The following is an 18,887-nucleotide window of genomic DNA, read 5'->3' as shown; positions in this document are numbered from 1 at the left end:
GTCTTTACCCGCGCCGAAGGCGCTAAACACCTCAGCGGCCTGAGCAAACCGCAGCCACCCCCACCTCACTCCTCCGGCAACTGCACCGGCAACCGCCCGTCCGCAATCGCCTTCCTGAACAGCGCATAGTCCGCCTCGGTCTGGTCGGCATAAGCCAGCGCGTAATCGGCAATCGCATTGTCGAAGGCATCGCTGCTGCCCAGATAACCGGCAATCTCGGCCGACAGCCCGCTGGCCTTGGCATGCGCGCGCGCCAGCGTCCAGCCGCAGGAGCCGATATAGGCCTCGAGCATGTCGGCATCGTAGGTCTCGAGCCGCGCCGACAGCTTCATGTCGCGCAGCTGCCGCACGTAGAAGTGCCGCCCGGTCGGGCCGACCAGCCAGCCGAGGAAGAAATCGCTGGTCGCCTGCATCAGCCGCTGGCCCGACACGACGCGCTGGCCCTGGTGCGGGTACGGCGCCGGCGGCAGCACGCTGGCGAGCACCGATTCGCGCGCTTCCTTCAGCTGCAGGAACAGCGGCTGGTCGTGCTCGTCCATCAGCAGGATCACCAGGCAGCGCGTGCCGACGCTGCCGACGCCGACGACCTTGAAGGCGATGTCGACCATCCGGTAGCGCGACAGCAACTGGCGCCGGTCGTCCTGCAGGGTACCGAGGTACTGCGCGTAGCTCGGCTGCATGATGTCGAGCATGTCGGCGGCCTGGCGCATCACGTCGTCGTCGGGCAGCAGCGAATGCTCGTTGTTGAGGTGGAAGATCACCGGCGGGTTGTCGACGAGTTTCAGCGTGCCGTCGACCTCGGTGGTGATCTTCGGCAGCAGCCGGTCGTGGGTGCGGCGGCGCGCCTTGGCAGCGCTCTGGTCGAGCTTGGCGTGGATCGCCGGGTCGGCAACGGCGCCCTTGAGCGCATCGAAGCCGATCTTCTCGCACCACAGTTCGAGCTCGCTCATCCGCGCGTACCCGGCCATGCGGATCCGGTAGCTCTGGACCAGCGTGCGCACTAGGTCGCGCGCGCGCGCGTCGCTCAGGCCGCGCTCGCGCGCCGCCAGCACGGTGCTGACGGCCAGCCGCTTGATGTCCCACTCCCACGGCCCCGGATGCGTCTCGTCGAAATCGTTGATGTCGAAGACGAGGTTGCGTTCGGGCGTGGCGAACACGTTGAAGTTCATCAGGTGGCAGTCGCCGCAGATCTGCGTCGCCAGACCGGTGTCGGCGCTGCCTTGCAGATCGAACGCCTGCAGCAAGGACGTACCGCGGAAGAAGGCGAACGGCGACGCCTGCATCCGGCCGTAGCGCAGCGGCACCAGTGCCGGCACCCGGCCGGCGCTCGATGCCTCGATCAGCGCGACCGGATCGCGCGCGCGCTGCGGCCAGTGCGCATGGGCCGAACGCGGCACCCTGTCGCGGATGGCCTTGCCGATGCTCTGGCGGTGCTTGCGGCTGATGTTGCCCATGGCGGTATCCGCGGGTGAGGGTGGGTCAGGCCGGCTCGGCGGCCAGCGTGTCGATGTCCAGATACCAGCGCGATTTCTCGGCGTCACTCATCCAGCTCGCCTCGATGCCGTTCTTCGCCAGCCGGACCAGTTCGGCGCGCGTCAGGTCCAGCGCATCGGCACAGGCCAGCCAGTTCTGGCCGACATAGCCGCCGAAGTAGGCCGGATCGTCCGAATTGATCGTCGCCACCAGCCCGCGCTCGAGCAGCGTGCGCAGCGGATGGTCGGCCAGCGTGTCGAACACGCGCAGCTTGACGTTCGACAGCGGGCACACGGTCAGCGGCATGCGCCGCTCGGCCAGATAGGCGACCAGCGCGTCGTCCTCGAGCGCGCGCACGCCGTGGTCGATGCGGGCGACGTCGAGCAGCCGGATCGCCTGCCAGACGTAGTCGGCCGGGCCTTCCTCGCCGGCATGGGCGACGCGCGCCAGGCCGAGCTGCTTGCACTGGGCGAACAGCCGTTCGAACTTCTCCGGCGGATGGCCGCGCTCGCTCGAGTCGAGGCCGACACCGTCGATCTGCTCGAGATAGGGCAGCGCCTGCTCGAGCGTGGCAAAGCCCGCTTCTTCGGACAGGTGGCGCAGGAAGCACAGGATCAGCCGGAAGCCGATGCCGAGCCTGGCCTCGCCGTCGAGCAGTGCGCGGCGGATGCCGGCCAGCGCGGTCTCGAACGGCACGCCGCGCTCGGTGTGCGTCTGCGGATCGAAGAAGATCTCGACGTGGACGACGCGGTCGGCGTGGGCGCGTTCGAGGTAGGCCCAGGTCAGGTCGTAGAAATCGGCCTCGGTCAGCAGCACGCCGGCACCGGCGTAGTACAGGTCGAGGAAGGACTGCAGGTTGTGGAAATCGTAGGCGGCGCGCAGCGCGTCGACATCCGGGTATGGCAGGGTCACGCCGTTGCGCTGCGCCAGCTCGAACATCAGCTCGGGTTCGAGCGTGCCCTCGATGTGCAGGTGCAGCTCGGTCTTGGGCAGGCGGCGCAGCCAGTCGGCGCGGGCGGAATCGGACATCGTGTACTCCATGGGCATGGCCCTGCGAGTTTAGCCCATCAGGCCCGCCCGCTTCTGTAATGACTTCACGCGATGGCCGGCCGGAAAAACCGCCGGCGGATTGACATTTCTGCGTACCGGCCGGCCGCGGCACGCGCTAGATTGGCGGCATCGAACCCGCCGCAAGGACGCACCATGCCCAACGCCCTCAGTTACACCGAAGTGCATTACGCCGACCTCGCCGGCCAGCGCGTGCTGGTCAGCGGCGGCGCATCCGGCATCGGCGAGGCGCTGGTCGAGGCTTTTCTGGCGCAGGGCGCCAGGGTGGCTTTCCTCGACATCGACGATGCTGCCGCCAACGCGCTGCTGGCGCGGCACCCGGACGCGCCGATGCAGTACCTGCATTGCGACGTCCGCGACGTCGCCGCGCTGCAGGCGGCGATCCACGAGGTCGAGTCGGTCTGGCATGGCGTCGACGTGCTGATCAACAATGCCGCGCGCGATGACCGCCATACGCTCGACAGCCTCGACGCCGCCTACTGGGACGACGCGATGGCCACCAACCTGCGCCATCACGTGTTTGCGGTCCAGGCGGTCGTCCCGGGCATGCGCGCCCGGCAGGCGGGCACGATCATCAACATGGGGTCGATCGCGTGGATGCGCGGCAACCCGACGATGCCGGCGTACACGACGGCCAAGGCGGCGATCCACGGGCTGACGCGCACCCTGGCCCGCGACCTCGGCCCGGACGGCATCCGCGTCAACAGCATCGTCCCCGGCGCGATCCGCACCGACAAGCAGGTGCGGCTGTGGCAGGACGCCGGCACGCCGGAGATGGAGCAGCGCTTTCTCGACCAGCAGGCGCTGAAGTTCCGCCTCGACGCCAGCGACTGCGCGCACATGGCGCTGTTCCTCGCCTCGCGCGCCAGCCGCGGCTGCACCGGCCGGGATTTCGTCGTCGACGCGGCGCTGTCGATCAACTAGCCGCGCCGCATCGGATCACGGTCAGCGCAGCGTGCGGCCGAACAGGTCCAGCGCGAGCCGGTAGCCGGTCAGCGCCAGCTGCGCGTCGTAGCGCTCGCCCTCGTCGCGCATGAAGGCGTGCTGGCCGTTGAACTCGTGCCAGCCGAAGTCGAGGCCGGCATCGGCCAGCTTCTGGTAGACCTGCGCACGGCCGGCGGCCGGAATGTGCGGGTCCTGCTTGCCCCAGATCATCAACAGCTCGCCGCGGATCTCGGCCAGCCGGTCCATGCTGTGCTGGCCCGGGCCGTTGGGGATGGTGTCCGAATGCAGGTCGGTCGCGTAGAAGCACGCGGTCGCCGCGATCTCGGGCTGCAGCGCGGCGCGGAAGGCCAGATGGCCGCCGATGCAGAAGCCCATCGCGCCGGCGTGGCCGTCGTACCACGGCTGGGCCGCCAGCCAGCCCAGCATCGCCCGGTTGTCGCTGTCGTAGTGCTCGGCCGGCTTGGCCGCCTTGTCGGCGTTGCCCTTGTCGCGGCCGGCGTCGTCGTAGGCGAGCACGGTCCCGGCCGGATTCAGCTCGTGGAACACCTCGGGTACCAGCACCGCATAACCGTGGCCGGCGATCAGCCGCGCCGCGCGCTCGATCGGCCCGGTCTGCTGGAAGATCTCCGAGTAGAACAGCACCGCCGGATACCGGCCTTCGCCGGTCGGGCGGTGGACATAGGTGCGCATGCTGCCGGTTGCGGTCGGCAGGTCGACAAAGTGGCTCTGGGTGATCACGGGGCGGGCTCCATGGGTGGACGGTCCCCGAGTGTAGGGCCGGAACGCGCCGCGCGCACCTGCCCGCCGTCCGGCCACCGATTCCGGCCGGCCGGCGCTCCCGCCTTGCCGGCTGTCGTTTGAGGCGCAAAGCACCGGCACCGGTGCTAGCGTGAATCTCATAAGTTAGAAAGTCCGCCATGGCGGTGCCTCGCGCCGCCGACGATAACGACCCGCCGCGGTCGTCGGACAAAGCGGCACGGGTCATGCAGGAGCCGCATCATGAGCAAAGGCATCCGGTACGAGCAACTGCGCCCGGCGCAAATCCTCGTCGTCATCGCCTACCTGGTCGTCGCCGTCATCTACCTGAGCTGGCGGCCGACCGTGTTCAACCCGCAGGCGCCGGTCTTCTCGGTGCTGCTCTACGTCGCCGAGCTGTACGGTTTCGTCACCGCGCTGCTGCACCTGGTAATGACGTGGCGGCTGGCCGACCGCGAGATGCCCCCGGCACCACCCGGGCTGAGCGTCGACGTGCTGGTCCCGACGCTGAACGAGTCGGTCAACCTCGTCCGGCGCACGCTGCTCGCCGCAATCGAGATGGACTACCCGCACAAGGTCTGGCTGCTCGACGACGGCAACCGGCCGGCAATGGCGCAGCTCGCAGCCGAGCTCGGCTGCGGCTACCACGCACGCGGCAGCAACGAGCACGCCAAGGCCGGCAACCTCAACGCCGGACTGGCGCAGAGCCGGGCCGACTTCGTCGCGGTGTTCGACGCCGACCACGCGCCGGCACGGCGCTTCCTGGTCGAAACGCTCGGTTACTTCAACGATCCCGAGGTGTCGTTCGTGCAGACGCCGCAGGACTTCTTCAACCTCGATTCGTACCAGCACCGCAAGGACAGACAGACGACGGTCTGGACCGAGCAGTCGCTGTTCTTCCGCGTGATCCAGCGCGGCAAGGACTACTGGAATGCCGCGTTCTTCTGCGGCAGCTGCGCGATCCTCCGGCGCTCCTCGCTCGATGCGATCGGCGGCTTCGCCACCAGCACGGTCACCGAGGACCTGCACACCTCGCTGAAGCTGCACAAGGCCGGCTTCTCGTCGGTCTACCACCCGCATTCGCTGGCATTCGGCATTGCGCCGGCGTCGATCATCCCGTTCATCAAGCAGCGCATCCGCTGGGGCCAGGGGGCGATGCAGATCTGGCGCCGCGAGGGCGTGCTGTTCGCGCGCGGGCTGACGTTCGCGCAGCGGCTCAACTATGTCGCGTCGATGAGCACCTATTTCGACGGCTGGCAGAAGGGCTTCTTCTACATCGCGCCCATCGTCGTGCTGACGACCGGGCTGTCGCCGATCTCGAGCTTCAGCGAGGGCTTCCTGATCCGCTTCATCCCCTACATTGTGCTGACCTTCTTCATGTACGAGGAAATCAGCCGCGGCTACGGCCGGACGCTGATCATCGAGCAGTACAACTTCGCACGTTTCTGGGCATTCGCCTGGGCGACGCTGGCGATGATCCGCGGCAAGCTCAAGTTCACCGTCACCAGCAAGTCGGTCGCCGGCGGCGGCTACCGGCGCTTCGTGCTGCCGCAGTTCCTGATCCTGGTGCTGTCGGTCGTCGCGGTTCCGGTCGGCCTGGCGATGTACGCGTACTTCGGCAAGCTGCCGCTCGACGGGCTGATCGCCAACTCGATCTGGGCGGTGATCAACGGCGGGCTCGCACTGCTGATGCTGCTGTTCACCCGCGCCAGCAGCCAGAGCCGGCGCAACGAGTACCGCTTCCCGATCCCGCTGCCGGCCCGGCTGCGCTTCCCCGGCGGCGCGACCACCTACGGCACGATCGACGACATCTCCTCGTCGGGCTTCCGGCTGTACGCGCAACTGCCCGATGAAGTACGCAACGGCACCGAGGTCGACGGCGAACTCTACCTGCCGTCCGGCACGCTGCCGATCCGCGCCAACATCGCCGCGACGATCCGTGCACCGTCGCAACGGCCGGGCGAGCCCGGCTACATCAAGGCGATCGGCTGCGTGTTCGACTGGAAATCGGCGGCCGAGCGCGACCGGCTCGACCTGTTTCTGTACGGCTCGGACCTGCAATGGCAGGTGCAGTCGCTGACCGAGCGCAGCCGCACGCCGCTGCAGTTCCTCGGCGACGTGTTCCGCGGCAGACGCGCGAACCACGTCGGCAGGCGGCAGTGGACCACGGTGCTGTACAACGACGGCCAGGGGACCAGCGTCGGCAAGAAGGTCGGCCTGCTCAGCCGCGACCTGCTGCTGACGTTCTCGCCACTGCCCGCCGGCGTGCACGAGGTGACAACGATCACCCGGACCGGGCTCGAGCGGATCCAGGTCGGCACCGATACCGAAGTCGTCTACGACAGCCCGGTCGCACCGATCTACGGCCATGCGCTGGCGCCGTCGGCCGTGCCGCAGCCGAGGACGATCGACGAGGCGCCGCGGCCTGCCGTCGGCGGTCTGGCCGGGCAGGCCGGGATGCTGCGCCGCCTGTAGCGGCGGCCGACAACCTGTGACTGAGACGGCGTCGCTGTGCGGCGCCGCCTTACTCAGCGCAAGGCCACGTGGCCGAAGCGCGCACCCGGCGTCAGCGGCGTCAGCGCACGGATCCGGTCGAAGCGCACCTCGACCTCGCCGTCGTGCGTGCCGAGCACCAGGTACTCGGCGTGACCGTGATCGCGGATGTCCTGCGCCAGCCCGGTCGTCGATTCGCCGCCGACCAGTTCCAGGTGCAGCTTGTAGCGCCCCATGCAGGCGATCTCGAGGTAGTCGAGCGCCTCGCACGATACCTGCTGGAACTCGCCATGGCCGTCCATGGTCCGCAGCGCCGGATTCAGCGTATACGTGCCAGTCAGCGCCGCCTTGGCCAGCACATGGCCGGCCATCGCCTTGCGCACGTCGGCGGCGGTGAAATCGCCGTCGACCGCGATTCGGTCGATGTCGAGCGCGTACAAGGTGAACACATAGCGATGCGCCAGCGCGTCGTTCCATGGCGGGCAGGGCCCGTCGTAACCGTGGTACTGGCCGGCCATCGCCGAATCGCCGGCGAACCAGCCGCTGTAGTCGTTGACGCCGTGCCGGCCCAGCGGCGCCGTCGCCGGCTTGCCGTGCGCGACGACACCGTCGGCCTGGCTGCCGGCGGCAATCTCAGAGGTCTTCGCCGGCATGTCGACCAGCACCCAGTGGACGAACTCCGTGCGCGCCAGGCTGGCGGCCACCTCGCGGCCGGAACGGTTAACGTCGTCGCCGCTGCTCGGTGCGTCGGGATCGTGCACGATCAGCGCGAACGAACGCGTGTCGAGCGGCACGTTGCGCCACGCCAGATGCGGGTTGCGGTTGGCCGACAGCGTCAGGTGCCGGGTCGCGTCGGGCACCGCAAAGGCAAACTCGCCGGGGATCGGGGCGCCGTCATGAAACGAATCACTCCACAACTTCATCGCCTTCTCCTTGTCTCTCGCGTGAGTGGAAATCCCAACTTAGTCGAGCAGCGCCAGCACCGCCTCCGGCGGCCGACCAAGCGCGGCGCGCGCATTGTCGGCGACGACGATCGGCCGCTCGATCAGCCGCGGGTGCGCGACCATCGCCGCCAGCAGTGCCGCATCGTCGAGCGCCGGGTCGTCGAGGCCGAGTTCGGCGTACTCGGCCTCCTTGCGCCGCATCAGCTCGCGCGGACTCAGCCGCAGCAGCGACAGCAGGTGGCGCAGGGTGGCCACGTCCGGCGGCGCCGTCAGGTACTCGATGACTTCGGCTTCGACACCGCGCGACTTGCTGCAGCGCGGGTTGTGATAGATGGTGATCATGGCTGTTCCGTTTCGACTTTGCCGGCCGCCGGCCGCAGCAGCGCCGGAACCGGCCCGGCCGGCCGGTAGCGGGCAACCAGCGCGGCGACGAAGTCCTGGCAGGCGATCGCCGTCGCGACGTCGTGCGGCGAAGCGTTGACGATGTTGTTCGATACCACGCGTGCACACAGGAAGGGCACGCCGTACTGGCCGCACACCTGTGCGGCCGATGCCGCCTCCATTTCCTCGACCAGGGTGCCGTAGCGGGCGTGGAAGTGGGCGATCCGGTCGAGCTCGTTGTTCCAGACGTCGGACGAACCGATCACGCCGTCGACGACGCGGCCGGCGGCATAGCCGTCGGCACCGGCGCGCGCCGCCGCGAGCAGGTCCGGATCGGCATCGAACGACATCGGCACCGGCATGGTGAAATCGGCGCTCTCGCTCCGGTCCATCAGGTCGAGCGGCCGCCACGCCAGCGTGTCGCTGCCGCTGCCGGTGTCGCGGAATGGGCTCTGGAATGCGCCGAGGTGGATCACCCGGGTACCGAGGACCAGATCGTTCGGCCGCAGCTGCGGGTCATGGCCGCCGGCCGTGCCCTGGTTGATCAGCGCGGCTGGCGCATAGCGCTCGAGCGCGATCGCCGTCGCCGCCGCGGCATTGCTCATGCCCATGCCGGTCCGGCTGACGACGACCGGCGTGCCGGCGAGGCGCCCGCGCCAGAACGTCCAGCCGCCGACGGTTTCGCACTGCACCTCGCTCAAGCGCGAGACCAATGTTGCGACTTCGACCTGCATCGCGCCCTGGATCACGATCATCGGGGTTCTCTCTTCGGTGCGGGACAACCGCCAGTCTATGCCACCGGCGGCGCAACGTAAAAACGGCGCGCCGATGGCGCGCCGTTTTCAGGGTCGTACAAGTGCTTACTTCAGCAGCTTGGCGACGTGTTCGGCGTCGGCGCCGAGGATCAGCTGCACGACCTTGTCGCTAACCGGCATGACCGCAATACCGGCTTTCTCGAGCTCGGCCTGCTGCAGCAGCGCCAGATCCTTCAGCGTCACGCGGACACGGGTCACCGCCACCGCCTCGGCCTCGTGCAGGTTGGCCTTGCCGCCGAGCAGCCTGAGCACGGTTTCGGCCTTCTGGCGCGTGGCATCGCCGACCGGCGCCACGGTCGCGGCCGCAACGGCGGCAGGTGCGGCGGCCGCCGGTGCGACGGCCGGACCATCGGCTTCGGCACCGGCGGTCTTCAGGTAGGCCTGCATGTCGGTCTTGAGGTTCTCCGAACGGGTACCGAAGATCGCCTGCATATTGTTGCCGACCTGCATGACGCCGGCGGCACCGAGCGACTTGAGCTTGGCCTGGTCGACCCGGGCCGGATCGGCAACCGAGATGCGCAGGCGGGTGATGCACGCGTCGAGCGACTGGATGTTCTTGCGGCCACCGAAGGCCAGCACCAGTTGCAGCGACATGCCCGAACGGTCACCCTCAACCACGCCCGCCGACGCCACGTCTTCGTCCTCGCGACCCGGGGTCTTGAGGTTGAAGCGGGTGATGAAGAAGCGGAACACCGCGTAGTAGATGACGAAGTAGATCGGGCCGAGGATCAGCGTCCACCACCAGTTCTGCGCGTACTTGCCGAAGGCGTTGAACAGCAGGAAGTCGATGCCGCCCTGCGAGAACGTGAAGCCCATGTGCATGTTCAGCGTGTTGGCGATGAACTGCGCGGTGCCGACCAGCAGCGCGTGGATCACGTAGAGCTGCGGCGCGACGAACAGGAAGGAGAACTCGATCGGTTCGGTGATGCCGGTCAGGAACGAGGTCAGCGCAGCGGCGACCATCATGCCGCCGACCTTGACCTTGTTCTCGGGCTTGGCGCAATGCCAGATCGCGATCGCGGCGCCCGGCAGGCCGAACATCTTGAAGAAGAACGCGCCCGAGAGGATGCCCGCGGTCGGGTCGCCGGCGAAGAAGCGGTTGATATCGCCGTGGACGACCTGGCCCGCCGCATTGGTGTACGAACCGATTTCGAAGAAGAACGGCACGTTCCAGATGTGGTGCAGGCCGAACGGTACGAGCATCCGCTCGACCACGCCGTAGACGGTCGCCGCCGAGCGCGGATCACCGGCCGCGGCCCAGTGCGAGAAGATGTCGATGCCGTGCTGGATCGGCGGCCAGATGAACGACAGGATCACGCCGACGATGATCGCGGCGATACCGGTAACAATCGGCACGAAGCGCTTGCCGGCAAAGAAGCCCAGGTAGGACGGCAGTTCGATCCGGTAGTAGCGGTTGAACAGGCCACCGGCGACGGCGCCGATGATGATGCCGCCGAACACGCCGGTCTCCATCGACTTCATGCCCATCACGGTTGCCGGCTCGATGCCCCAGAACGCCGCCATCACGCCCATGGTCGCGATCATCACGACAAAACCGACCACGGCGGCGACGGCCGAAACGCCGTCGTTCTCGGTCAGACCGAGCGCGACGCCGACGGCGAAAATGATCGGCAGGTTGCCGAAGATCGCCCCGCCGCCCTGCGCCATGATCTGGTTGACGATGTCGGGGATGAAGGAAAAATTGGAACTGCCGATACCGAGCAAGAGGCCGGCTACAGGTAGCACGGCTACCGGCAGCATCAGCGCCTTGCCGATCTTCTGCAGAAAGGCAAATGCGGCATTGATCATGTTTTGCTCACTCCTATGCGAGTGTGTGCTGAAGATCGACGAGGTCGTCTTCGACTTCTTTTTTATACACAAGGCGCCGGGATACGGCGCCTTTCTCGCGTTCGCCGACAACAACGAACGACAGGCCCGCGCGGGTGTAGCGGCCGCGCGGGTAACTGTAGGTTTAGAGCGGTCAACAAAACCCGGTGAAACGGAGCCGGCAAGGCGCGCGAAACGCAGCCAGCAGGGTTTTGCTAGTCGCTCTTAGCCGGCCGCCTTGCCCAGGCGCTCGCGCACCTCGGTTGCGGTACCCAGCTGAAGCACTTCGGCAGCCAGCTTCTCGCAGTCGGCCTTGGACAGCCGGCGCACCATCGCCTTGATCGCCGGGATCGCCGGCACGCTGACCGACAGCTCGTCGACACCGATGCCGATCAGCAGCGGCACGGCCTGCGGATCGGAAGCGATGCCGCCGCAGACGCCGACCCACTTGCCTTGCGCATGCGCGCCCTTGACCGTCATCGCGATCAGTCGCAGCACGCCCGGATTCAGCGCGTCGGCCTGCTTGGCCAGCTTCGGGTGGCCGCGGTCCATCGCCAGCGTGTACTGGGTCAGGTCATTGGTACCGATCGAGAAGAAATCGGCTTCCTTGGCAAAGAGTTCGGACATCACCGCGGTCGACGGCACTTCGACCATGATGCCGACCTTGACGTCGGCGGTGACGGCAAGCTGCGCCTTTTCCTCGGCGACGATGGCCTTGGCGGCGCGCAGCTCGTCGAGCGTGGCAATCATCGGGAACATGATGTGCAGCTTGGAGAACGGCGCCGAACGCAGCACCGAACGGATCTGCACGCGGAACATCTCCGGCTCGGCCAGGCACAGCCGCACGCCGCGGATGCCGAGGAAGGGGTTTTCCTCGGCCGGCATCGGCAGGTAGGGCAGCGGCTTGTCGCCGCCGACGTCGAGCGTGCGGACGACGAAGGTCCGTTCGGTGCCGAGCGCCTTGGCGATGTCCGAATAGATCTGCGTCTGTTCTTCCTCGGTCGGCGCATCGGCACGGTCGAGGTAGAGGAATTCGCTGCGCAGCAGGCCGACGCCTTCGCCGCCGAGCTCGACGCCCTGCTTGGCTTCGTCAAGACCGCCGATATTGGCGACGACTTCGACATGGTGGCCGTCGGTGGTCACCGGCGCCTGATGCGCGGCGGCGAGTTCTTCGGCACGCTGCTTGGCGAGCTTGACCTGCGCTTCGCGGATCTGCGCGACTTCGGCGTCGGACGGGTTCTTGCGCAGCGAGCCCTTGCTGCCGTCGAGGATCACCGCGGTGCCGTTGGCGAGCTGCAGCGCGTCCTCGTCGATGCCGCAGATCGCCGGAATGTTCAGCGAACGGGCAAGGATGGCAACGTGGCTGGTCGCGCCGCCGCCGACGGTGGCGAAACCCAGCACCTTCTCGCGGTCGAAGCTCGCGGTGTCGGACGGCGTCAGGTCTTCGGCGATCAGGATCGCGTTGTCCGGCAGCACGAGTTCGGCTTCCTTGACACCGGCGATGATGCGCAGCACGCGGCGGCCGACGTCGCGGATGTCGTTGGCGCGGCCGGCAAGCACTTCGTTCGTCAGCGCCGCGAGCTTGTCGGCGTAGGTCGAGAACGCGGTCCGCCAGGCAAAACCGGCGCTCTTGCCGCTGCTGATGCCGCTGATCGCGATATCGAGCAGGTCCGGGTCTTCGAGCAGCTCCTGGTGCGCGGCGAAGATCTCGGCCTTCGACGCGTCGGTGATTTCGTTCTTCAGCGCCTCGAGCTGATGGCGGGCTTCCTTGAGCGCCGCGTCGAGCTTGGCCCGTTCGACCTGGGCGTCACCGCCCTGTTCGGCCACGTCGATCGCCTCCTGGCGGATCTGGAAGATCTGGCCGACGGCGAGGCCCGGCGAAGCGGAAACGCCGAGCAGCACGTTCGCGTCGCCCGACTTCGGCTTGACCGCCGGTACGGCCGCACGCTTGGTCTTGGCCAGGTGTTTCTGCGCGGCCGGCGAGATGATGCCGCCGACTTCCTCGCCCGAACCCTGGGTGATCATTTCGGCGACGGCCTTGGCCGCGGCCGCGGCATCCGGACCGGCAGCCCTGACGCGGATCTCGTCGCCGTACTGGACTTCGAGGCCCATGATCGCGACGACCGATTTGGCGTTGGCATTCTCGTCGCCGCGGACGAGCTTGACCGTCGACGTGAAGGTCTTGGCAAGGTTGGCGACGACGGCGGCCGGACGCGCATGCAGGCCGGTCGGGTTCGGCACGCGAACCGGCGCCGATTGCGCTTCGTCGCTCGCCGCCGCAGCGGCGGTCGCGGCAGCCGGGGCACCGGCCAGTTCCAGCGTCAGCGCGACGGTCTGGCCGGCACGGACGAAGCCGCTGGCCGGGACGAAACGCGCAACGCGATCGCTGTTGGTGATGACCATCTGGGTCAGCAGGCTGCGGGCCTTGCGGCTGACGGTATCGCCGTCGAACTCGATCAGTGCCTGGCCGGCGCTCACCGTATCGCCTTCCCTGACCTGGGCCTTGAAGCCTTCGCCCTTGAGCATCACGGTGTCGAGGCCGATATGGATCAGCACCTCGATCCCGCTCTCGGTCGTGATCGTGACTGCGTGCATCGCCGAGTGCAGCTGGGTGATCTTGCCGGCGACCGGCGACAGCAGCACGTTCGACGTCGGGTCGATCGACACCCCATCGCCAACCATTTTCTGGGCAAATACCGGATCCGGCACTTGTTCGATCGGCACCAGCAGGCCGCTCAGCGGCGCGAGAAGCTCAAGGCGATGGGATGCAGTCATATCGACAACCTCTAGTTGATTTTCAACGGATTCTGTTTTTCGAATCGCGATAGCAGTTTATGCCAACGGATTATGTCATTCGCCCCCGATTTTAGAGTGCGAGCCCGTTTCCAACGTGTGAAATTTTGCGCTTGCCGAGTGTAAAACCGCGACGATGTTTGATCTAAGTCGGTTTTCACCTTATTGGCAATGCCAAACCGATTTAGCTCAGCATATTTTGCGGAACACGCCGGACTCGGTGATCAAGAGGTCAAGGCCCAGATCCCAGCGGTCGGCGGGCAGCGCATCGACGCGCTGGCAGTCGAAGGCGATGCCGACCAGCAGCGGCCGGCGCCACTGCCGGCGGGCGCGGCGGAAGTGGAAGGTCGTGTCGTAGTAGCCGCCGCCCTGGCCGAGCCGGCGCAGCTGCCCGTCGACGCCGACCAGCGGCACGAACACGATGTCGAGTTCGCGCGGCGGGCAATGCTCGGCGTGGCGAGGTTCGGGGATGCCGTAGGCGCCGAGCTGCCAGACCGCATGCTCGTCGAAACGCACGAACGAGAGCTTGCGGCCGCGGCGCGGCACGAGGGGCAGGTAGACGCGGCAACCGTGGTGCCGGGCGGCAAGCATCAGCGGCCAGGTCGAGCATTCGCTGCCGGTCGGCACGTAGGCGGCAAGCCGGCGGCCGCGGCGCAGCAGGCCGGCCTTGCGTGCCCAGAAGGCGATCTGCCTTGCTGCGCTGTGACGTTGCGGGGGATTCAACGCGGCACGGCGCTGGCGCAATTCCTTGCGCCAGTGGGCTTTGTCGTCGGGGGGAAGGTGAACGTGAGTCACGTCAGCCTGGAGAGGGGCTTCCCGCGAGTGCCGTTTCGGTCCGCATCTTGAACCCACAGGTTCAAGGGGCCACCGGCCGGGTACCATCAGGTGCGTTCGGCAAGTACCGGAGTACAGGGAACACGCGCAACAGGCACACCTTAAAAGCTGGCGACCGGGTAACAGCTTATCGGTTCAAAGAATCTGGACCGAAACGAACACCGCAGGAAAGCGAGGGGTGAGACCGACTGCGTCTTTGACTACCACTGTAGCCGCCGGCGCCCGGTGCATCTTGATCTAGAACAAGGCTGTCTGATCCTGGAGCACCGCGTCGATCGCCGAATTCATGGCTGTGATTCTACGCTGGTACGCGCCGATGTCAAAACCGCCTGCCTGCACATGCAGGTATTCATGGGCGAGGTTGAGCGCCGCCATGATGGCGATCTTCTCGATGCCGACGACCTTGCCGCCGGCGCGGATCTCGACCATCTTGGCCTCGAGCAGCGCAACCGCCTGCTTGAGCGTTTCCTCCTCGTCGGCCGGGCAGGCGACGCGGAATTCGCGGCCCATCACGACGATGTCGAGCTGACGGGTGGCGTTCATTGTTCATCCTCCGGCAACTTGCTCAGGATCGCGGCGACCCGGTTGCGGGCACCGTCGACCTTGGCCTGCAGCTGCTGCTTGTCCTGCTGCAGCGCAAGCACCTGCTGACGCAGCACGCGGTTTTCCTCGCGCAGCGCCTGGCACAGGCTGACAAGCTGGCCGAGCTTGTCCTCGAGACTGGCGAATTCGGCATCCATGGTCGTGTCGGCGGCAAAGTTAACAGCTGCGATTCTATGTCATTTCCTCGGGCGCCGCGCAGCGTCGATCAGCCCGCACAGCGTGGCCACCCCGTCGACCAGGCGCGGACCGGGCCGCAGCAGGCGGTCGTCATCGAGCGGCTTGAGCTGGCCGCGGCGCACCGCCGGCAGCGCCGGATAGCGCCGCCACGCTTGCCAGTCGGCCTTGGCCGAGGTGCTGACGATCAGTTCCGGCGCCTTCGCCAGCACCGCCTCGACACCGACCAGCGGGTAGGGCGCGACGGCATCGGCAAAAACGTTGATGCCGCCGCAATCGCCGATGGCCTTGCCGAGGAAATCGCGATCGGACACCGTCATCAGCGGGTTTTCGCTGATCTGCACGAACACCTTCAGCGTCGAACGGCCCGCATGCTCGGCCTTCAGCGCGGCATAGCGCCGCTGCAGCACGTCGGCCTGACGTTGCGCCTGTTCGGGTCTGCCGAGCAGTACACCGAGCCGGCGCAGATTGTCGGCCACCTCGTCGGGATTGCCCGGCCGGCTGACGAAGACCGCGATGCCCTGTGCACGAAGCCGGTCCAGACTCCGCGCCATCGCCTCGCCGGACCAGGCGACGACCAGATCGGGTTTCAGCGCCATCACCGCTTCGACATTGGCGCCATCGTAGCGGCCGACCTTCGGCAAGCCGGCCACTTCGCCGGGGAAATCGCTGGCGCTGTCGACACCGACCAGCGACCGCGGCGCAATCGCGGCAACCAGCTCGGTCGTACTCGGTGCCAGTGTCACCACCTTGCGGGCCGGCTGCGGCAAACGGACCCGCCTGCCGTCGTCGTCCCGGACTTCGATTGCAGCGTGGGCATTTGCCGCCAGCAGCATGCCCGCCAGCACCAACTTACCCACAGCGAAAAATGAAAGTCGTTTCAAATCAGCGACCTGGATGAAGAACAAGCAAGCCGGACGGATGTGGACAAACCGCCTCAGGCCGAAATCGGCAATTCGGCCACCAAACCATCCACAAGCCCGGGGCCCGGTTCGACACAAAAGAATAAATCGGGCAAACCCATGAAATGAAAGAAAAAAACGGTCTTATCCACAGAAAGGCTCACCCCTTGTTTCTACTCTTGTATTCTTTTTTCAACTGAATCAGTTAAAGACGCTTCTGCTTCCAGACGCTGCAGTTCGGCGACTTCTGCCTGCTCCCTGAGCATGTCATCGGGCGTTTCCAGCGACATCCGGCCGATGGTTGCACCGCGAAATTCGGTCAGCAACAGTTCGGCCGTCTTCTGCGTATCGACACGGTTGCCAGCCAGCACCGCACCGCGCTGGCGGCCGATGCGTTCGAGCAGTTCTTCGACGCCACCATCGAGCGACTTCAGCTTGTAACGGGTCTGCAGGAAAGCGGGATAGCGCTGTCTCAGCGTTTCCAGTGCGAACCACGCCACGTCTTCGTCGTTGTAGGCGTTGCGGCCGACCGAACCGGCCATGGCCAGCCGGTAACCCCAGACGTCGTTCTCGATCTTCGGCCACAGCAGGCCCGGCGTGTCGTACAGGATCATGCCGCTGGTGGTTTCGACCCGTTGCTGGCTCTTGGTCACCCCCGGCGTATCGGCGACATTGGCGATCTTGCGGCTCATCAGCAGGTTGACGAGTGTCGACTTGCCGACATTGGGGATGCCGAGAATCATCGCCCGCAGCGGCTTGGTCTCGCCGGTGCGGTGCGGCGCAAGCTTCAGGCAGCGTTGCGGGATCTGTCTGGCGTCGGACGCCTTGTTGTCGAGGCCGAGCAGCATCGCCGCCCGGTTGGGCTGGGCGTTGAACCAGTCGAGCCAGACGCGGTTGAGCTTGGGATCGGCCAGATCGGCCTTGTTCAGGATCGTCAGCGCCGGCCGGTTCCGGTGCCGGCGCAGCTGCTCGATCATCGGATTGCTGCTCGAGAACGGCAGACGCGCGTCGACGACCTCGATCACGACGTCGACCTTGGCCATGGTCTCGGCGACCTGCTTGCGCGCCGCGTTCATGTGACCGGGAAACCACTGGATCGCCATGACCCCTCCTGAAGCTCAAAAGCCGCGGATTATACGCTTGTTCACAAAGGCATAATGAAATCAACCACTTGGCTTGTGGGTAGATGCAGGGCCGGCTGTGAACAAGCAAAGCCATGGATTCGGAAGCCAAACGCTCCACCACTTGTCCACATCCCTGCTGGCGGTTTGTACCGTCCGCGCGAATGAGGCAAGTGCTTGATGCGACGGTCGAATCCGGCTTGTCCACAGCATTGTGCCACCCTTGTTTCTACTCTTATTTATGCTTCTATCTATATCAACTTAAGGATGTCGGCGCGGTGGTGCAGTACACTGCTGCGCACATCACAGCGCACGGGAACCATGATGAAGATGCGTTATCTGGGCATGGCCGCCGTCGTGGCCATCGTTCTGGCAACGGCTTTCATGCTGACTGGAAAAAAGTCAGCACCAGATGTCAGTTTTACGACAATGGAAGGACAGAACAGCGCGCTGCAATCACTGCGCGGCCAAGTCGTTTTGGTTAATTTCTGGGCGACGAGCTGCAGCGGTTGCATGCAGGAAATGCCCGATCTGATCAAATTGCAGAAAGAATACGGGCCAAAAGGTTACCGTACCCTTGCAATTGCAATGAGTTACGACATTCCGGAATATATCCAGAATTATCGTAGCCAGACCGATCTGCCCTTTATTGTCAGCCACGACAAGGATGGCAGCCTGGCCAAAGCATTCGGTGATGTTGCGCTGACGCCGACGAGTTTTCTGCTCGACAAGAACGGCAAGATCATCAAGCAATACGTCGGCATTCCGGACATGGCCGAATTGAACCGGCTGATCACCGATGCGCTGAATGGCTAGCAGCAAAAAAACCACCGGCAAGGTGGTTTTTTTGTTTTCCGGTCAATGACTTGACGGTCAGTTGACCCAGGTTCCGGTCCGGGTACCGGTATTGTCCAGCGTCTGGGTACCATCATTTGCCTGGGATGTCCCGCTGGTCGGCGTCGCGGTAATGGTGAATGCATTGGCCGTGCCGCAATTGGTCTGGATGCCGTAGAAACTGCTGGTCGGATCGGCAACGCCGCATGTTGTACCGCTGCTGGTATAACGGCCATTGGTGCTGAAATAGCGCTCCAGCGCTTGGGCATGGGCAATCAGTTGTCGCTGTACATCGACGCGGCGGGTTCTGACGACATATTGCGTATAGCTGGGTATCGCAATGGCGGCCAGAATGCCGATGATCGCGACCGTGATCATCAATTCGATCAGCGTGAACCCCCGATCTTGCTTTCTCATTGATTCTATTCCTTACGAAATCGGGCAGACGTAGGCAACGGACTGCAATATGACCACCGACCTCGCATCAATACCCTGACCGCGCCCCATGATGCTGTAAGCCTTGCAGCCCGCCTTGTCGCTGGGCAGAAAGCTGTCGCTCAACTGGTTGACCAGGTATTTTGCCGACGTCGCCTGCCCGGTCACCACGATGGCGTTCTCGGCATTCGTGTCCGACCAGGTGTTCGGCATCGTGTTTGCCGCCGCCGCAGCGCCCATGCCGACGACACTGGCATTGGTGCAGCCGGTCAGGCAGGTGTCGGCATTGTTCTGCAGCAGCGCCTCGCCCTGGCGCAGCGCCTGTTCGGCAGCCTGGTAGGCGCGGTTGCGGTCCATGTAGTTGCCGGTCATCTTTTCGTTCATCGTCGTCGTCCGCATCGCGTTGACGACCAGGATGGTGACGATCACCAGCAGGATCAGCGACACCACGAGCACGAAGCCGTTCTGGCGGCGGGAGTGGACAGTCAT

General features: G+C 65.7%; 19 protein-coding genes and 1 other RNA gene. 4 read left to right on the top strand and 16 right to left on the bottom strand.

The window, feature by feature from the left end; translation table 11 throughout:
- Window positions 1–65 precede the first annotated feature (65 nt).
- Together BJP62_RS11245 and BJP62_RS11240 are read right to left on the bottom strand one after the other, a co-directional pair.
- On the bottom strand, window positions 66–1,454 hold the full coding sequence (locus tag BJP62_RS11245) for a DUF2252 domain-containing protein (protein ID WP_070529725.1): 1,389 nt from the start codon (window positions 1,452–1,454) through the stop codon (window positions 66–68).
- Window positions 1,455–1,479: 25 nt separating this feature from the next.
- Window positions 1,480–2,502, bottom strand: a complete 1,023-nt coding sequence (locus BJP62_RS11240) for an adenosine deaminase (RefSeq protein WP_070529724.1) — start codon at window positions 2,500–2,502, stop codon at window positions 1,480–1,482.
- Between the two features lie 174 nt (window positions 2,503–2,676).
- Here BJP62_RS11240 and BJP62_RS11235 point away from each other — a divergent pair, with 174 nt between their 5' ends.
- Window positions 2,677–3,465, top strand: a complete 789-nt coding sequence (locus tag BJP62_RS11235) for an SDR family NAD(P)-dependent oxidoreductase (RefSeq protein WP_070529723.1) — start codon at window positions 2,677–2,679, stop codon at window positions 3,463–3,465.
- Between the two features lie 21 nt (window positions 3,466–3,486).
- Here the strand turns inward: BJP62_RS11235 and BJP62_RS11230 are convergent, their stop codons facing one another.
- The gene (locus BJP62_RS11230; protein WP_070529722.1) at window positions 3,487–4,224 is read right to left on the bottom strand and encodes a dienelactone hydrolase family protein; all 738 of its coding nucleotides are present in this window, start codon (window positions 4,222–4,224) and stop codon (window positions 3,487–3,489) included.
- A 261-nt stretch (window positions 4,225–4,485) separates the two neighbouring features.
- Here BJP62_RS11230 and BJP62_RS11225 point away from each other — a divergent pair, with 261 nt between their 5' ends.
- Window positions 4,486–6,717, top strand: coding sequence for a glycosyltransferase (locus BJP62_RS11225; RefSeq protein ID WP_070529721.1), 2,232 nt, complete (start codon window positions 4,486–4,488; stop codon window positions 6,715–6,717).
- A gap of 53 nt (window positions 6,718–6,770) precedes the next feature.
- Here BJP62_RS11225 and BJP62_RS11220 read toward each other — a convergent pair whose 3' ends face one another.
- The 4 genes from BJP62_RS11220 to ptsG all read right to left on the bottom strand — a co-directional run bounded on the left by BJP62_RS11220 (window position 6,771) and on the right by ptsG (window position 10,684).
- Window positions 6,771–7,658 (bottom strand): Rho-binding antiterminator, encoded by an 888-nt coding sequence (locus tag BJP62_RS11220; RefSeq protein ID WP_070529720.1) that lies wholly within the window; start codon window positions 7,656–7,658, stop codon window positions 6,771–6,773.
- A gap of 39 nt (window positions 7,659–7,697) precedes the next feature.
- Entirely contained in the window at window positions 7,698–8,021 is a 324-nt protein-coding gene (gene arsC / locus BJP62_RS11215; protein WP_070529719.1) for an arsenate reductase (glutaredoxin), read from the bottom strand.
- Complete coding sequence (locus tag BJP62_RS11210) at window positions 8,018–8,815, bottom strand: 5'-methylthioadenosine/S-adenosylhomocysteine nucleosidase (RefSeq protein ID WP_070529718.1); 798 nt, start codon at window positions 8,813–8,815, stop codon at window positions 8,018–8,020. The genes arsC and BJP62_RS11210 overlap by 4 nt, the downstream gene beginning before the upstream one ends.
- Before the next feature lie 105 nt (window positions 8,816–8,920).
- Window positions 8,921–10,684, bottom strand: coding sequence for a PTS glucose transporter subunit IIBC (ptsG, locus tag BJP62_RS11205; RefSeq protein ID WP_070529717.1), 1,764 nt, complete (start codon window positions 10,682–10,684; stop codon window positions 8,921–8,923).
- Between the two features lie 25 nt (window positions 10,685–10,709).
- Here ptsG and BJP62_RS11200 point away from each other — a divergent pair, with 25 nt between their 5' ends.
- A complete protein-coding gene (locus tag BJP62_RS11200; RefSeq protein WP_145927182.1) occupies window positions 10,710–10,931 on the top strand; it encodes a hypothetical protein in 222 nt (73 codons plus the stop codon).
- Here the strand turns inward: BJP62_RS11200 and ptsP are convergent.
- The 7 genes from ptsP to ylqF all read right to left on the bottom strand — a co-directional run bounded on the left by ptsP (window position 10,928) and on the right by ylqF (window position 17,111).
- Window positions 10,928–13,477 carry a phosphoenolpyruvate--protein phosphotransferase gene (gene ptsP, locus BJP62_RS11195; protein WP_070529715.1) on the bottom strand — a complete coding sequence of 850 codons (2,550 nt, stop codon included), beginning with the start codon at window positions 13,475–13,477 and terminating at the stop codon, window positions 10,928–10,930. The genes BJP62_RS11200 and ptsP overlap by 4 nt on opposite strands.
- A 207-nt stretch (window positions 13,478–13,684) precedes the next feature.
- The gene (locus BJP62_RS11190; protein WP_070529714.1) at window positions 13,685–14,290 is read right to left on the bottom strand and encodes a 5-formyltetrahydrofolate cyclo-ligase; all 606 of its coding nucleotides are present in this window, start codon (window positions 14,288–14,290) and stop codon (window positions 13,685–13,687) included.
- Between the two features lie 14 nt (window positions 14,291–14,304).
- Window positions 14,305–14,502, bottom strand: a non-coding RNA gene (ssrS, locus tag BJP62_RS11185) — 6S RNA.
- 64 nt (window positions 14,503–14,566) lie between these two features.
- Window positions 14,567–14,872 (bottom strand): cell division protein ZapA, encoded by a 306-nt coding sequence (locus BJP62_RS11180; RefSeq protein WP_070529713.1) that lies wholly within the window; start codon window positions 14,870–14,872, stop codon window positions 14,567–14,569.
- The gene (gene zapB / locus BJP62_RS11175) at window positions 14,869–15,069 is read right to left on the bottom strand and encodes a cell division protein ZapB (RefSeq protein ID WP_070529712.1); all 201 of its coding nucleotides are present in this window, start codon (window positions 15,067–15,069) and stop codon (window positions 14,869–14,871) included. Before zapB ends, BJP62_RS11180 begins: the two co-directional genes overlap by 4 nt.
- 39 nt (window positions 15,070–15,108) lie before the next feature.
- The gene (locus BJP62_RS11170; RefSeq protein ID WP_070532624.1) at window positions 15,109–15,942 is read right to left on the bottom strand and encodes a cobalamin-binding protein; all 834 of its coding nucleotides are present in this window, start codon (window positions 15,940–15,942) and stop codon (window positions 15,109–15,111) included.
- A gap of 239 nt (window positions 15,943–16,181) precedes the next feature.
- Window positions 16,182–17,111, bottom strand: coding sequence for a ribosome biogenesis GTPase YlqF (gene ylqF / locus BJP62_RS11165; RefSeq protein WP_070529711.1), 930 nt, complete (start codon window positions 17,109–17,111; stop codon window positions 16,182–16,184).
- A 339-nt stretch (window positions 17,112–17,450) separates the two neighbouring features.
- Between ylqF and BJP62_RS11160 the strand changes: the two genes are divergently transcribed.
- Complete coding sequence (locus BJP62_RS11160) at window positions 17,451–17,945, top strand: peroxiredoxin (RefSeq protein ID WP_083300875.1); 495 nt, start codon at window positions 17,451–17,453, stop codon at window positions 17,943–17,945.
- Between the two features lie 57 nt (window positions 17,946–18,002).
- On the opposite strand, the gene BJP62_RS19040 is transcribed toward BJP62_RS11160, so the two are convergent.
- Both BJP62_RS19040 and BJP62_RS11150 read right to left on the bottom strand, forming a co-directional pair.
- Complete coding sequence (locus BJP62_RS19040) at window positions 18,003–18,380, bottom strand: type IV pilin protein (protein ID WP_070529710.1); 378 nt, start codon at window positions 18,378–18,380, stop codon at window positions 18,003–18,005.
- Window positions 18,381–18,392: 12 nt separating this feature from the next.
- On the bottom strand, window positions 18,393–18,887 hold the full coding sequence (locus BJP62_RS11150; RefSeq protein ID WP_070529709.1) for a PilX N-terminal domain-containing pilus assembly protein: 495 nt from the start codon (window positions 18,885–18,887) through the stop codon (window positions 18,393–18,395).

This window comes from Jeongeupia sp. USM3 (assembly GCF_001808185.1).
Taxonomy (GTDB): domain Bacteria; phylum Pseudomonadota; class Gammaproteobacteria; order Burkholderiales; family Chitinibacteraceae; genus Jeongeupia.
Note: the sequence above shows the minus strand (reverse complement) of the source record. Positions and strands in the feature narration are given on the sequence as shown.

Coding starts and splice junctions, on each gene's coding strand:
- BJP62_RS11245 (WP_070529725.1), bottom strand. CDS start 1,454: ATGGGCAACATCAGCCGCAAGCACCGCCAGAGCATCGGCAAGGCCATC.
- zapB (WP_070529712.1), bottom strand. CDS start 15,069: ATGGATGCCGAATTCGCCAGTCTCGAGGACAAGCTCGGCCAGCTTGTC.
- BJP62_RS11150 (WP_070529709.1), bottom strand. CDS start 18,887: ATGACTGTCCACTCCCGCCGCCAGAACGGCTTCGTGCTCGTGGTGTCG.
- ylqF (WP_070529711.1), bottom strand. CDS start 17,111: ATGGCGATCCAGTGGTTTCCCGGTCACATGAACGCGGCGCGCAAGCAG.
- BJP62_RS11170 (WP_070532624.1), bottom strand. CDS start 15,942: ATGCTGCTGGCGGCAAATGCCCACGCTGCAATCGAAGTCCGGGACGAC.
- BJP62_RS11210 (WP_070529718.1), bottom strand. CDS start 8,815: ATGATCGTGATCCAGGGCGCGATGCAGGTCGAAGTCGCAACATTGGTC.
- BJP62_RS11220 (WP_070529720.1), bottom strand. CDS start 7,658: ATGAAGTTGTGGAGTGATTCGTTTCATGACGGCGCCCCGATCCCCGGC.
- BJP62_RS11240 (WP_070529724.1), bottom strand. CDS start 2,502: ATGTCCGATTCCGCCCGCGCCGACTGGCTGCGCCGCCTGCCCAAGACC.
- BJP62_RS11180 (WP_070529713.1), bottom strand. CDS start 14,872: ATGAACGCCACCCGTCAGCTCGACATCGTCGTGATGGGCCGCGAATTC.
- ptsG (WP_070529717.1), bottom strand. CDS start 10,684: ATGATCAATGCCGCATTTGCCTTTCTGCAGAAGATCGGCAAGGCGCTG.
- BJP62_RS11160 (WP_083300875.1), top strand. CDS start 17,451: ATGATGAAGATGCGTTATCTGGGCATGGCCGCCGTCGTGGCCATCGTT.
- arsC (WP_070529719.1), bottom strand. CDS start 8,021: ATGATCACCATCTATCACAACCCGCGCTGCAGCAAGTCGCGCGGTGTC.
- BJP62_RS19040 (WP_070529710.1), bottom strand. CDS start 18,380: ATGAGAAAGCAAGATCGGGGGTTCACGCTGATCGAATTGATGATCACG.
- ptsP (WP_070529715.1), bottom strand. CDS start 13,477: ATGACTGCATCCCATCGCCTTGAGCTTCTCGCGCCGCTGAGCGGCCTG.
- BJP62_RS11235 (WP_070529723.1), top strand. CDS start 2,677: ATGCCCAACGCCCTCAGTTACACCGAAGTGCATTACGCCGACCTCGCC.
- BJP62_RS11225 (WP_070529721.1), top strand. CDS start 4,486: ATGAGCAAAGGCATCCGGTACGAGCAACTGCGCCCGGCGCAAATCCTC.